Genomic DNA, 13,586 nt, shown 5'->3' with positions numbered 1-13,586 from the left:
CAAACATTTTGATATAATAATTAAAGGTGATAATATGAAATTTACTGAAAATCAGCAAAAAGCAATCTCTCATTTTGAATCCCCTGCATTAGTATTGGCAGTTCCAGGAGCCGGTAAAACCACCGTACTTCTTAATAGAATAAAATACTTGGAAAAAGTTCACAATATTGATCCAAAAAGTATTTTATCTATAACATTTAGCAAATCTCAAGCAGTAGATATGAAAGAAAGATTTTCTGAAAAATTCCCAGAAACGGAATCTGCTTATTTTTCCACAATTCATTCTTTTTGCTATTATATTATTAAACTACATTATAAAATGAATAATAGAATATTTAAAATTCTTGAATCAAATAATGATATCAATAAATATCTTGTTATTAGAAATATAATAAGAAAAATCAATAAAACTAACTCTAAGGATGAGGACGTTGAAAAATTCTTGCAATACTATGGCTATTGTAAAAATATGATGATAGTCAAAGATTTTCCAAAATTTGATATTGAAAATTTTGAACAAATATACCTAGAGTATGAAAACTTTAAGAAAAATAATTTTTATATTGATTTTGATGATATGCTTACTAAATCATTTGAGATACTCAACGAAGATGATTATATACTCAAAAGAATTAAACGTAAGTACAAATTTTTTCAAGTAGACGAAGGACAAGATACTTCAAAAATTCAATTTGAATTAATCAAAAAAATCGCCTACCCTGAAAATAATTTGTTTATTGTAGCAGATGACGACCAGTCAATTTATTCTTTTAGAGGCGCAGATCCTAGCTATTTATTAGATTTTAATAAGATTTTCCCAGATGCTAGTATTTATTATATCGACCAAAATTTCAGATGTACGGACAAAATAGTTAACGCTAGTAACTTGTTTATTAAACAAAATAAAAATCGATACAATAAAGATGTTACATCCACAAAATCATCAGATAAGAAAATAATAATAAAATTTCCTCAAAACTTTATGTCGATGTTTGCTTATCTAAAAAATAATATAAATCCTGATAAAAAGACTGCTATATTGTACAGAAAGAATATTTCGTCTATAGCTCTAACGAAGTATTTACACGATCAAGATATTAATTTTCACTCTAGATATCAAAAAGATGATTTTTACAATCATTTTGTACTCAATGATATTTTAAAAATGATTGCTTTTTCCGAAAACAAAACATCTGTCGGACTTTTTAGAGATATTTATTACAAACTAAACAGCTACATTAAAAAAACATCCATAAATCAACTTGAAACTTACGATGAATCAATGCCTGTTTTGGATCGTCTTTTGGATGATTCAACTCTAAGTAGGTATTATGTAGACAGATTTATGGACTTAAAATCATTTTTTTCAGGAATAAAAAGAGCAAAAGGTTCCAAGAAAATTGATATCATAATGAATGATATTGATTACAAAACATATATTGAGGACAGTGTTCTACTCCAAAACCAAAAGATATCATTAGACCTTTTGACTGAAATATATAAATATTTGTTTAAAGATTGTGAGTGCTACGAAGATTTTATCAATGAAATTGAAAATTTGAAGAAAATCCAAAAGGATTCTATAAAACAAACTAGTAATCTAAATTTATTAACTGTACATTCTGCAAAAGGTTTGGAATTTGATGAAGTTTTCATTATTGATTTGATAGATGGTGAGTTTCCTACAAATATTGACTCCAACAACAAGAATTACGAAAATATATTTGAAGAAGAAATACGAATGTTTTATGTAGCAATGACTAGAGCTAAAGATAAATTAACCCTGTTATCTCCAAAAACTAGAAATTCCATTGAAGTTGATTCATCACAATTTTTAAAAGATATCATAGAAATTGAAAATAATTAAAAAAACTAGCTGTAATTTTACAGCTAGTTTTGCTATTTATAAGTTACCTACTAGGTCAATTCCTGGTTTTAAAGTGTCTTGGCCAGGTGCCCAGTTTGCTGGACAAACTTGATCACCGTATTTGTCTACATATTGTGCAGCTTGTAATTTTCTTAATAATTCGTGTGCGTTTCTACCAATTCCATCAGCAGATACTTCGTATAATACAACGTCTAAATCAGGATTGATCAAGAAAGCTCCTCTTTGACTTTGACCGTCAGCTTCTTTTAAAACGCCAAATTGTTTTGATAAAACAAATGCTCTATCTGATAACATTGGATATTCGATTTTTTTAATCTTTTCAGATTTATCATGCCATGCTTTGTGAACAAATTCTGAATCTGTAGAGATAGAATAAATTTCACAGTTTAATTCTTTAAATTCTGAGTATAGGTTTTGTAAGTCTTCTAATTCAGTAGGACATACAAATGTAAAATCTCCTGGATAGAAGAACAATAATGACCAGTGACCTTTTAAATCTTCACTAGAAACTTCTGTAAGTTCTTCATTGTGATAAGCAGGAACTTTAAATTCTTCAACGTGTTTTTTAATTAATGACATAAATAATCATCCTTTCCTATTTAATTTACAATTTAATTATACCATATTTTGTAATGATTACAAGTTGCATAGAAATTATTTCTTATATTTCACCATATGAAAAAAGAGGCTCGAAAGCCTCTGAATTTGTTATTTATTTGAATCAAAAGAATCTGCAATTGATTTTATAATTGAGGAGAAAAAGTTAATTATTTTATCAATAATACCTGCGTCTTCTGCTTTTTTATAAATATCCTTAGCTCCTTCTATAACTTTACCAGAAATATTAGACAATTCATCCTTAATATCTTTTGAATCAATAGATTTCACATTAGAATATTTTTCGAAAAAATTAACCAATTCTTGCTTTTGATCCTCTGTGATTACATTTTCGAGATTATTCTCTTTGATTGCGTCGTTGACAATTTTTTTAATTTCTTCAAGAGTTGGTGCTTGACCATTATTGTTGATATTTATATTCGCAATATTATCTTTAATTACGACAATGACATCATTTAATTTGTCTCTATTAAAGTCGCCTTTATCTTTGTTTTCTTTGTTAATATCACTAACAACTTCTAGTTCTTCTTGGGCAACTTTTATTCTGTCACTGTCAAGCTTTTCACCATTTGACTCAAAAGCTTTGAATACACCAGTCAACGCTGATTCTCCAGTTACTGGTCTCACTGCAGCCACCATTATTGTGCAGTCTTTTACACCTGCTGTAATTGCAGCATTTTCATATTGTTTTTCGGTAATTAATGTAATATTTTTTGGTGTTGTTATATTGACTTTTATCCCTTTGTTCTTATTTTCTTTTTTCACCAAAACGCTTGAAATCATACTTCCTGGATTTGAATCATCTCCTCCGATGTATTTCAATAAATCATTATAAGTTACCATAACCGACTTAATATTACTGTCATCCTCAATATTTAAAAGTCCTTTTGTTTTTCTAATTTGAGATTTATCTAAGCTTTCACCATACACAAAAGTTGGCTTACCCCACTTTTCATCAACAACCTTGGTGTCTATTTCACCAGCAAAGCTGATAGTTGATGAGAGTGAAATTAAAATAGCTAATAAAAAAACTGTAATTTTTTTCATAGATTATTATCCTCCGTTCACATTGATTATAGCACAAAATCAAGCGTTCAAAGTCTACAAAATTATTAAGAAAAACTAAACAAAATAAGCCAAATCTCAAAGACTAATAAATTAATTTCAAATTTTTACAAAAATTCCTTTACATTGTTTTTACTTTATGCTATACTTATAAAGTCAGCCGGAGTGATGGAATTGGCAGACGTACTGGACTCAAAATCCAGCGGTGGCAACACCGTGCGGGTTCAAGTCCCGCCTCCGGCACCATATACAAGATAGCTTTAAAAGCTATCTTTTTTTCTTGCAAATTTTAAAACCCAGGTAAAAATCTTTACCTGGGTTATTTTCATTTCTGGTATTAAGTAATAGTTAAAATTTCTTAGAGAAATCAAAACATAAAAATTAAAATCATACCAATAAAAATTGTTACGTTTATTGTTACGTTTTATCATTAAATTTGGTATCAATTAAAATAAATACGCAAACAAAAACGACTCAATTCCAATGATTTAATCATTTGAATTGAGTCGACATAATTTGGTGCAGGAAAGAGGACTTGAACCCCCACGTCAAAGACACTAGATCCTAAGTCTAGCGCGTCTGCCAATTCCGCCATTCCTGCTTATGGGGTGGATGAAGAGATTCGAACTCTCGATCTTCAGTGCCACAAACTGACGCCCTAACCAACTAGGCTACATCCACCATAGCCTCAATTGACTACTTTATAAGTGTACCATAATAAAATATGATTGTCAAGCATTTGTAAAATTTATTTCAAGTGAACTTGACTTTATTATTATAGCATCGTGTTTTTGATTTTGCAAGTATTATTTTGAAGATTTTGAAAATCCCTCATCTTGTGCTTCTTTTTCTGTTACAAAATATTTCTCACCTTTTTTGAAATTAATTTTTACATCTTCATAGCTTTCTTGATTAGGCATGTGGTATATTTTCAATCCTTTACTGTTAATATTTCCTTTTATCATTCCCCTACCTTTAGAATCGGTATATTTTACATATAAATTTGGATCATTTATATAAAAATCTTTCCAGAAGCCTTTTTTATTATCCTTTGCGTATTGTTCGGCTTTTTTTAATCGTTCAGAGTATTTTTGATTGGTTGTCTTAGTGTATAATTTTGCCATTCCTTCTTTTAGTAATTTTTCATTAATAAATTCATCATCTAAGAACACATAGCCTAGTTTTCTTTCATATACATCCTCTTTTTCATCGTCAAATTCTACTCTGACTTTTTTCTTTTCTAGCAAATTTTTAGTGTATTCACTTGCAATTTTGCCTTCTTTGACATTTCGACTTTTATCTTCTGCCACGCTTTCTGGTGTATCAATTCCTATGAGTCTTACTCTCGTTTTTTGTCCATCTATATTTAATATTACAGTGTCTCCATCTACAACTCTGACTACTTCATACAAATTATTTTGATTTTCTGTTTGAATGATTTTGTCACAGCTTGTTAATGATATTAGTATTATTAATCCCAGTAAAAATTTCTTCATGTTTTTCTCTCACTTTTTATTATTTATAGCTTGATAAAATCTTTTCAGCTATTAGTATCATGTGATTATTGACTTTTTCTCCCCAATTTTTATCACTTGCATAATTTTTGTTCATAGCATAAGAATTATAACCTTTAAAATACTTTCCATTATCGCTAAGATACAATATTTTGATTTTTTTGCCAATATCTTGAATTCCTTCATCAAGTGAATCATATTGACTTGCTCCGTTGTAAGGATCAGAGTCAACAGCATTGAATCCAAACAAATTATTTTTGTCCTTTGCTATTCTACTTTGTCCAAAATCAGATTCATGATTTGCTATAGCTAATAAATACAAGGCGTTCACACCGTATTTCTTTTCTACTTTAATGAATGAATGTGCGTTGCCTTTTAAATCAGTACCTTCTAATGCAACCTCTAGCATTCGTTCAGATATTTGAGATTTGTGGGTTGGATAAAACATATTTTCTTCTGAAATTTTTAAAGCACCTACTCTCTTAAATTCATCCAAATCTTTTTCTAATTTATTTAATGTTTTCAACTCATTATCTTCTAATTCACTTTTTTGATAAGTGATTTTTTTTGAAAAAGAAAAGTAATTTTCAGAATAATTTATTATTAAACAGGCACAAAAAACTATCATAAGCAAGAATATTCCAACTCTTTTTTTCATTAATTTCTTGTTTTTCATTCTGCCTCCTAGAATATGACTAGTATTTTATCATAATTTTTACAAATTTCCTATTGATTTTCATTATTGTAATAATCTTGAATTATTGCACTCTTAAGCTTATAATAAATGTATATGCTGTTGTGGCTCAGTTGGTAGAGCAATTGATTCGTAATCAATAGGTCGGAGGTTCGATCCCTCTCAACAGCACCAATAAAAAAACAATACTTATCTGGAGGTAAGAATGTCTATAAAAATAATCACGGATTCTGCTTGTCAAATAACAGATTCTAATAAAAATGAAAATTTAATAATACTGAATATGCCAGTTATTAGCTCTGATAAAGAATACATAGAAGGTCAAACCATTAATTCTTCAGATATGTTTTCTAGAATGAAAGATGGAGAAGTTTTCAAAACTAGCCAAGTTCCATATAAGACCTACTATGAATCATTTAAGAATGAATTGGAAGCTGGAAATGACGTAATCTGTATTACATTATCTAGTGGACTTACTAGCACATTTCAAACTGCTACAATGGCAATGAATGCATTATTAGAAGAAAACAAAGATTATAAAATAATAGTTAAGGATTCACTTTGTGCCTGTTCAGGAGAAACTTCCGTTATCAACAAAGCACTCAAACTTGTAGAATTAAATTATTCATTTGAAGAATTAAACAAAAAATTAGATGAAATAATCTGCGCACAAGAGCATATTTTTACAGTTACTAACTTAGAGTATTTGTACAGAGGTGGAAGATTATCTAAGACTCAAAAAGTTATGGGATCATTGTTGAATATAAGACCTGTAATGAGTGTGGATAAAAATGATGGTAGCTTGTATGTTGTAGAAAAAGCGCGTGGCGAAAAACAAACTTTTATTAAAATGAAGAATTTAATGATTGAAAAATGCAATAACAATGTGAATTTAAATCAAACACTTTATGTTTGTTACGGCGAAGATGAAGATGAAGCAGATCTCCTTATTGAAAAAATTAAAGAAGATTTTGATTTCAAGAAAATTGTTAAATGTCCTTTAGGGTGTGTAATAGGTGCTCACACTGGACCAAATATGTTAAGTATATATTTCAGTAATAATGATTTGGGAGAAGAGCTATCTGAAGTATAAAAATAAACCTTCTAAGTTATAACTTAGAAGGTATTTTTGTGTAATCTAGGTTTGTTTTTTTTATAGCTGTAATAAAATCCTGTTTCAAATTCCCGATCACATTGATATTTTCGTGAGTTTGAGGATGAATAAATTGAAGATTATATGCGTGAAGGACTTGACTGTCAAAAAGTATTTTTTCTTTTTTCAATCCATATAATTTGTCACCTAAAATCGGATGATGAATATAATTCATATGAACCCTAATTTGGTGAGTTCTGCCCGTTTTGATTTGGACTTTTACAAGGGAATAATCATCATTATAATCAAGTCTTTCGTAATTAGATATAGATAATTTTCCTTCGTCGGAAATCATCATCTTCTTTCTATCTTTTGGATTTCTAGTCATATATTCTTCAATTGTTCCACATTCATCGATTTTTCCATGAACAATACACAAATATGTTTTTGTAATTTCATGATTTTTGATAATCTCCTTTAATTTTAAATGCGTATTGTTGTCTTTTGCAATTATTATGAGTCCTGTAGTATCTTTGTCTAATCTGTGAACAATTCCCCTTCTGTAATCTCCATCAACATCACTCAAATTTTCAAAATTAGACATCAAATAATTCACTAAAGTATCAGAATATATAGTTTCTGTAGGATGAACTATTACATTTTTATCTTTATTTATAATCGCAAGATAATCGTCTTCATACACGATATCCAAATCATGTTGCTGTGGTTTTATAGTTTTGTCTGGCTTTTCATAGTCAAATTTAATCTTATCGTTCAAATTTAACTTGTAGTTTTTTTTCTGAGTTTTTTCGTTTACTAGCACTTTTTTTTCATCGATAAGTTTTTGAATTTCACTTCTGGATAACTCAACTTCATTAGCCAAAAAAACATCCAATCTTGTGTTTTGATTAGAATCGTCAATTAAAAATTCGTACATCATATGTTTTCTATCTTCCAATCAATAGGTTCAAGTCCGTTATCCTTTAGATAATCGTTAGTTTTAATAAAATGATTGCAACCAAAAAATCCCCTATTCGCCGAAAACGGAGAAGGATGTGGTGATTCTAATATAAGAGCATTCTTGCTTTTAATTAAATCTTTTTTCATTCTAGCGTTGTTTCCCCACAATATAAATACTATCGGTCTATCAGAATTCCCTAATAATTCTATTATTTTATCCGTTAAAATTTGCCAACCAATTTTCGAATGAGAATTAGGTTTATTTTCAATTACAGTAAGAGAAGTATTTAATAGTAAAACTCCTTGCTTTGCCCATTTCATCAAATATCCATTGTTTGGAATTGGATAACCAAATTCATTTTGCAATTCCTTGTAAATATTGATCAATGAAGGAGGTGTTTTAACATTTGGCTTTACGGAAAAACTAAGTCCATGAGCTTGATTTGGATTGTGATATGGGTCTTGGCCCAAAATCACAACCTTGCAATCTTCAAATGGAACTAATTTCAACGCTTCAAAAATATAATTCATATCAGGATATACTCTATAATTTTGATAATCGTGAATTAAAACTTCCCTAATTTTTTTATAATAATCCTTGTCCCATTCATCTTTTAGTAATTCATCCCATCTATTTCCTATATTAACACTCATTATTTCTGTCCTTTTAAGCTAAATATTACAAGTAATATACACGATACAACAACAGCTATATCTGCCACATTAAACACTGGAAAATCGTAATTAAAAGGTAATCTTACAGAAATAAAATCGATGACATAACCTCTGAAAATTCTGTCGATAAGATTGCCCAATGCTCCACCAAGAAGTAGCCCATATATTACTTTTTCAAAACTAACTAAACTCTTGTAATTCTTAAAAATATACACAATTACAAATCCAATTATTAGTAATGTTATTATCATTAAAATAATTTTCTTATTTTCAAGAATTCCAAATGCCGCTCCTCTATTCTCAAGGTAAGTAAGCTTCAAAAATTTATCAAAAATGATAATATCTCCTTCTTTTAGAGAAATTGCCATGTATTTTGTTAAATGATCCAAGCCAATTACCAAAATCATAATTAAAATAGTAACCATTTTTACTCCTAAATGTATTTAATATATTTTATTCTCAATTTGTCTTTTTTTGTGCTTCCCAAATATTCTAAAAGCCTGTATCGACCATATCCTCTTATTGAAACAAGAGAATTTTCTTCAACTGATTTGCTTGTATTGGATATTACTTCATAATTAAGCTTAATTTTCTTGTTTTTTATCATTATCTGAGCATCTTTCCTGGAAATATTTGCCATCTCAGAAACCAAGCAATCCAATCTCTCTGAGTTAATAATTCCTGTAAATGATTTAAACATTTCTTCATCTTTTTCTATATTCTCTTCAATAATTGATGTCGAAATATTGAACTTTTTTATCTTCGTCAAATTCAAATTCAAAAATTTAATCATCGTATTTGTAGCGCAAAGATAAAATCTTTTATTATGAGTAAAAATATCTCCAATTTTTTCACGATTAATTCCTAAATTCAATACAGCACCTAAAATATCTCTGTGGGTTATTTCCTGATCAGTCTGTATTTCCAAAAGACCAATGTAATCGAACATATTGATATATTCTTCTGAATAACAATACCTATCCCACATTATAATAATCTTATTTTCACAATTTACAGGACAATTTGTAACCATATATCCTACATCAGTCTCTGCGTTCAATATTGATGTAGCATACTCTATTTCTTTTGGATTCATAAAATCAGTTGCATAAATAGTTTTTGTCCTTTTAACTGAAATAAGACTATCAATAAATCTATCGATAGTCTTTTTAATTTCTATATCTTGAATGTAATTTAATTCATAACTCATTTTAAACCAATCCTACTATTAACGATCCAATAATTTGAAGAAATATCAATGTTACTAATGGAGACCAGTCTATAATGCCTCTATCAAGTCCAAACATACCCAGCAAAATTTTTGCAGGATACATTATATAATCAGTAATCAAATAAATCGAGTCGACCAAAGCATTATCCCTTGATATATGAACAAAAGACAATATAACTCTAATAAATATCGACCATTCTATTAGCTTCAAAATGGTTAAGAAAAAATTAACAATACTAAATCCATTTATCATAATTGGAAAAATCCATTATTTTTTGTGATTTGATCCTTAATCTTGCCGTCTATTTCTACCCCTTTTGGTACCAAAACAAAAATATCTTTAGTTACTTTTTGCATTTTACCATCAAGTGAATAAATAGCACCACTAACAAAGTCAAAAATTCTTTGCTTTACGTCTTTTTCAAGCATTTCAATATTTAATACAGCAACTTCGTTTTTTAATATAACATCAATAACTTTTGGTGCATCATCAAAACTGATTGGTTCGTGAATATTAATCTTAACTCTATTTAAAGGCTTTGATTCAACAGGTTTAGTTGTAGAATTATTCATGCTTACTATATTGTTTTTTGGTTCGTAATTTTGTTTTGTTTCATAATCGTTTGATTCAGTTTCAACATGATCTGAGTCATCATAGTAGTATTCATCATCGTAATATTCGTCGTAATCGTCTTCTACCCCTACTAATTTTTTAAATGAATTCATAAATGACATAATGTCCTCCTAATTGTAATTTCTTTTACCAAAAATAAAGCTTCCAACTCTTACCATATTGGATCCTTCTTCAAGCGCCACTTTGTAGTCGTGGCTCATTCCCATTGATAAGTATTTCATTTCTATATTTTTGTATTCTGTATTTTTTATTTTATCATAAATTTCTCTCATTTTCTTGAAAACCCATCTAATTTCTTCTGGATCTTCTGCAAATGGAGCAATGCTCATCAATCCTTTTACTTTTACAAACTCTGTTTTTTCTATTTCTTCAATAAAAGAATCCAAATCATCAAGATATAAACCAGATTTTTGCTCTTCTTCTGCAACATTTAATTGAATCAAACAATCTTGTGGTTTATTAATTGCACTAGCTCTTTTTTCTATTTCTTTTAAAACACTCATTCTATCTAATGAATGAATCAAACAAGCTTTTCCTACAACATCTTTTACTTTATTAGATTGCAAATGACCAATCATATGATAATTAACACAATCTTTTAATTCATCATATTTCCAGCTCATTTCTTGAGGCTTGTTTTCACCAATATCAGTTACTCCACAATCAATAGCTTCTTTAATTCTGTCAATGTCCACAGTTTTTGTAACAGCAATAAGATGTGGTGTTTCTCCATGCGAAGCAAATTTTTTCAAATTTTCATTAACTTCATTTAGATTGTCTTTTATACTCATTATTTTAAAAGTTCCCCCTCTTTAACAAACTTTGGATTTTTGACAATATAATCGTATAGCTCCAAAGTTTTTACTTTTCTGTTATTAACATCAATCTGTCCATCAGTGCCCGTTGAAACGTAGGCAAATTTATCGTCAGTTTTTAAAACTTTTACCGCTACAAATTTGATAATTCCTGTTTCTTTTTTAATGTAAACGCCTTGTGTAGAATCTTTCGTAATAATTGATTTTCTAGGTATTTTGAATACTTTTGTTTTTTTATCAATCACAGTTATAGGCACAAATCTTTTATTCATTAAATCATTAATACCATCATTCATATCGCATACTATTGTAATGATATTCCCATTTACTTTTATATCTTTTATGTGCGCTGAATAATCGTTTTTGTCAACATTGATTTCAATTTCGTCGTTATTTTTCAAATTTCTATTCAACTTAGAACTTTCCACATCAAATACCAACGATAAATTCATACTATCAACAACTGATAAGCCTTTAGTAGAATAATTGTCATCAATATCTCTTAAATAAAAATCACTACCTAGAATGCTTGAAGAGTTATATCCTAAAAAATTTTCATAGTTATCAATATTGTTTTTTAACACTCCACTAACTGTGGTCTTAACTGTAGATGAATTTGAGTTTAAAACTTGTTTCAATATCTCTAATTCTTTTTTAGAATGAAAATACTCTTCTTCTGTGATATTCTTTTTCTTATCATATTCAGACAAAAACTTATCATCAAAGTTTCTATTTCTTATAGAATTTGATAATGTTTTAATATCAGTATCTTTTATCTCAAATTTACTTGTAGTCTTATCGCTGTGATTTATTTCCAAATCGTTCAATTTGTCATCTATATATTTCGTACTCATTTGTAAGTTGATGTCTTTCGGTACGTTTATTACATTAGATCCCACAGGATATTTGATATTTTCAGCTGCTTTCGTATCCACATCATTTAAATAAATGTACTCATCTTTTAGAACAAGAGCATTTACATTTATTTCGTTTTTTATTTTGGAAATGTCGTTCACAAGATATAGGTTTCGTTTGAATAAAAAACCTAATAAATTGTGAACAATAAATACTAATAGTAAAACAGAAATAATTATTATAAAAATTTCTTTTTTGTTAAGTTTTTTCGTTTTCATAATCTGATTATATCATAGTATAATTTACATTCCAAAATTAATTATCGCTCTTTTTTCTCATCATCGAATTAGGTTGAAGTTTTTGATCAATCTTAATTTTAAAAATTTGTTGAGCCTTATTTGCCACTTCAATTTCATTCATTTTTTCGTCATACATTTTTTCAATCTTTGTTGTAATAAATCCATCTTCTGGGCCAAAGATTTCTACTTCGTCTCCTTCGAAAACTCTATTTCTTTGTTCAAAAGTAGCAATTTTACTTTCTTCATCATAATCTAATAATAACCCTACAAAATCATATTTTCTAATATAAGAAGATGATTCGTACAATTGGTCATTTTCATCAGGTTTTTTTTCAAAAAATCCTGTAGTAAAATCTCTATAAGAAACTTTTTTAATTTCTTCTAAAAGTCTCTTCGCTGTTTGTTCATCAAATTCATTATTATAGTACTTGTCGATGGCGATTCTATAGCTTCTAACTACCGTAGCTACATAATATTGACTCTTTACTCTACCTTCTATTTTCAAACTATCAATTCCTGCTGCGATTAATTTATCTAAGTGTTCAATCATACACAAATCTTTTGAATTGAAAATAAAAGTTCCTTTTTCGTCTTCTTCGATCGGAAAATATTCTCCAGGTCTTTTTTCTTCAACAAGTCTGTACTTCCATCTACAAGCTTGTGCGCAGTCTCCTCTGTTTGCATCTCTTCCTGTCATGTAGTTACTCAATAAACATCTTCCTGAATAAGACATACACATAGCTCCATGTACAAAACATTCTAATTCAGAATCAGGAATGTTTTTCTTGATGTCTTGAATTTCTTTCAAAGATAATTCACGAGCTAACACAATTCTTTTGATTCCTTGATCCATCCAATATTTTACTGTTCTAAAATTTGTCACAGATGCTTGTGTTGACATGTGAACTTCAATATCTTGATTAATACTTCTAATAATAGAATAAATTCCAGGATCAGAAACAATCAAAGCATCTACATTTATATCGATCAGGCTTTGAATATATTCTTCAATTCCTTCCAAATCATCATTGTGGGCTAATATATTCATTGTTATATATATTTTCTTGCCCCTGCTATGAGCGTATTCCACTGCTTCTTTCATATCATCTAATGTGAAATTCTTAGATGCAGTTCTCAAACCATAGTCAGGACCTGCCATATACACTGCATCTGCGCCATAATCAATGGCTGTTTTTAATTTATCTAAATCACCTGCCGGTGCTAATAATTCAACTTTTTTCATTT

15 protein-coding genes and 4 tRNA genes are annotated in these 13,586 nt (G+C 28.8%); 4 read left to right on the top strand and 15 right to left on the bottom strand.

Annotated elements, in window-relative coordinates; all coding sequences use genetic code 11:
- Positions 1–34 precede the first annotated feature (34 nt).
- Positions 35–1,867, top strand: coding sequence for an ATP-dependent helicase (locus tag HMPREF0391_RS06950; RefSeq protein WP_002836264.1), 1,833 nt, complete (start codon positions 35–37; stop codon positions 1,865–1,867).
- A gap of 36 nt (positions 1,868–1,903) precedes the next feature.
- Here the strand turns inward: HMPREF0391_RS06950 and HMPREF0391_RS06945 are convergent, their stop codons facing one another.
- Together HMPREF0391_RS06945 and HMPREF0391_RS06940 are read right to left on the bottom strand one after the other, a co-directional pair.
- Positions 1,904–2,467, bottom strand: coding sequence for a redoxin domain-containing protein (locus tag HMPREF0391_RS06945; RefSeq protein WP_002836263.1), 564 nt, complete (start codon positions 2,465–2,467; stop codon positions 1,904–1,906).
- A gap of 129 nt (positions 2,468–2,596) precedes the next feature.
- Positions 2,597–3,553, bottom strand: a complete 957-nt coding sequence (locus HMPREF0391_RS06940) for a DUF1002 domain-containing protein (RefSeq protein ID WP_002836261.1) — start codon at positions 3,551–3,553, stop codon at positions 2,597–2,599.
- A gap of 177 nt (positions 3,554–3,730) precedes the next feature.
- Here HMPREF0391_RS06940 and HMPREF0391_RS06935 point away from each other — a divergent pair.
- Positions 3,731–3,817 (top strand) — tRNA-Leu (locus tag HMPREF0391_RS06935).
- A gap of 271 nt (positions 3,818–4,088) precedes the next feature.
- On the opposite strand, the gene HMPREF0391_RS06930 is transcribed toward HMPREF0391_RS06935, so the two are convergent.
- From HMPREF0391_RS06930 to HMPREF0391_RS06915, 4 genes are all read right to left on the bottom strand, one after another.
- Positions 4,089–4,172: transfer RNA gene (locus tag HMPREF0391_RS06930), tRNA-Leu, on the bottom strand.
- 3 nt (positions 4,173–4,175) lie between these two features.
- A tRNA-His gene (locus HMPREF0391_RS06925) sits at positions 4,176–4,252 on the bottom strand.
- A gap of 125 nt (positions 4,253–4,377) precedes the next feature.
- On the bottom strand, positions 4,378–5,067 hold the full coding sequence (locus tag HMPREF0391_RS06920; RefSeq protein ID WP_002836259.1) for a thermonuclease family protein: 690 nt from the start codon (positions 5,065–5,067) through the stop codon (positions 4,378–4,380).
- A gap of 19 nt (positions 5,068–5,086) precedes the next feature.
- Positions 5,087–5,761 carry a glucosaminidase domain-containing protein gene (locus HMPREF0391_RS06915; RefSeq protein ID WP_002836258.1) on the bottom strand — a complete coding sequence of 225 codons (675 nt, stop codon included), beginning with the start codon at positions 5,759–5,761 and terminating at the stop codon, positions 5,087–5,089.
- A 116-nt stretch (positions 5,762–5,877) separates the two neighbouring features.
- On the opposite strand from HMPREF0391_RS06915, the gene HMPREF0391_RS06910 reads away from it, so the two are divergent.
- Together HMPREF0391_RS06910 and HMPREF0391_RS06905 are read left to right on the top strand one after the other, a co-directional pair.
- Positions 5,878–5,953: transfer RNA gene (locus tag HMPREF0391_RS06910), tRNA-Thr, on the top strand.
- Between the two features lie 31 nt (positions 5,954–5,984).
- Positions 5,985–6,872, top strand: coding sequence for a DegV family protein (locus HMPREF0391_RS06905; protein ID WP_002836257.1), 888 nt, complete (start codon positions 5,985–5,987; stop codon positions 6,870–6,872).
- A 16-nt stretch (positions 6,873–6,888) separates the two neighbouring features.
- Here the strand turns inward: HMPREF0391_RS06905 and HMPREF0391_RS06900 are convergent, their stop codons facing one another.
- The 9 genes from HMPREF0391_RS06900 to HMPREF0391_RS06860 are packed head-to-tail and all read right to left on the bottom strand — an operon-like array spanning position 6,889 to position 13,584.
- Positions 6,889–7,812, bottom strand: a complete 924-nt coding sequence (locus HMPREF0391_RS06900) for an RluA family pseudouridine synthase (protein ID WP_002836256.1) — start codon at positions 7,810–7,812, stop codon at positions 6,889–6,891.
- On the bottom strand, positions 7,809–8,486 hold the full coding sequence (locus HMPREF0391_RS06895; RefSeq protein WP_002836255.1) for a uracil-DNA glycosylase: 678 nt from the start codon (positions 8,484–8,486) through the stop codon (positions 7,809–7,811). Before HMPREF0391_RS06895 ends, HMPREF0391_RS06900 begins: the two co-directional genes overlap by 4 nt.
- On the bottom strand, positions 8,486–8,932 hold the full coding sequence (gene lspA / locus HMPREF0391_RS06890) for a signal peptidase II (RefSeq protein ID WP_002836254.1): 447 nt from the start codon (positions 8,930–8,932) through the stop codon (positions 8,486–8,488). The genes HMPREF0391_RS06895 and lspA overlap by 1 nt, the downstream gene beginning before the upstream one ends.
- Before the next feature lie 8 nt (positions 8,933–8,940).
- Positions 8,941–9,717: a YlmH/Sll1252 family protein gene (locus tag HMPREF0391_RS06885; RefSeq protein ID WP_002836253.1), complete on the bottom strand. Its 777-nt coding sequence runs from the start codon at positions 9,715–9,717 to the stop codon at positions 8,941–8,943.
- Position 9,718: 1 nt separating this feature from the next.
- Positions 9,719–9,991: a YggT family protein gene (locus HMPREF0391_RS06880; RefSeq protein ID WP_002836252.1), complete on the bottom strand. Its 273-nt coding sequence runs from the start codon at positions 9,989–9,991 to the stop codon at positions 9,719–9,721.
- Positions 9,988–10,473 carry a cell division protein SepF gene (locus HMPREF0391_RS06875; RefSeq protein ID WP_002836250.1) on the bottom strand — a complete coding sequence of 162 codons (486 nt, stop codon included), beginning with the start codon at positions 10,471–10,473 and terminating at the stop codon, positions 9,988–9,990. Before HMPREF0391_RS06875 ends, HMPREF0391_RS06880 begins: the two co-directional genes overlap by 4 nt.
- A 9-nt stretch (positions 10,474–10,482) precedes the next feature.
- Positions 10,483–11,163 carry a YggS family pyridoxal phosphate-dependent enzyme gene (locus HMPREF0391_RS06870; protein ID WP_002836249.1) on the bottom strand — a complete coding sequence of 227 codons (681 nt, stop codon included), beginning with the start codon at positions 11,161–11,163 and terminating at the stop codon, positions 10,483–10,485.
- Positions 11,163–12,320, bottom strand: coding sequence for an HlyD family efflux transporter periplasmic adaptor subunit (locus tag HMPREF0391_RS06865; RefSeq protein ID WP_002836248.1), 1,158 nt, complete (start codon positions 12,318–12,320; stop codon positions 11,163–11,165). The genes HMPREF0391_RS06870 and HMPREF0391_RS06865 overlap by 1 nt, the downstream gene beginning before the upstream one ends.
- Before the next feature lie 37 nt (positions 12,321–12,357).
- Positions 12,358–13,584, bottom strand: a complete 1,227-nt coding sequence (locus HMPREF0391_RS06860) for a peptidase U32 family protein (RefSeq protein WP_002836247.1) — start codon at positions 13,582–13,584, stop codon at positions 12,358–12,360.
- Positions 13,585–13,586: the final 2 nt, after the last annotated feature.

Source organism: Finegoldia magna ATCC 53516 (assembly GCF_000159695.1).
GTDB classification, from domain to species: Bacteria; Bacillota; Clostridia; order Tissierellales; family Peptoniphilaceae; genus Finegoldia; species Finegoldia magna_F.
This window is presented reverse-complemented; position numbering and strand designations above follow the sequence as displayed.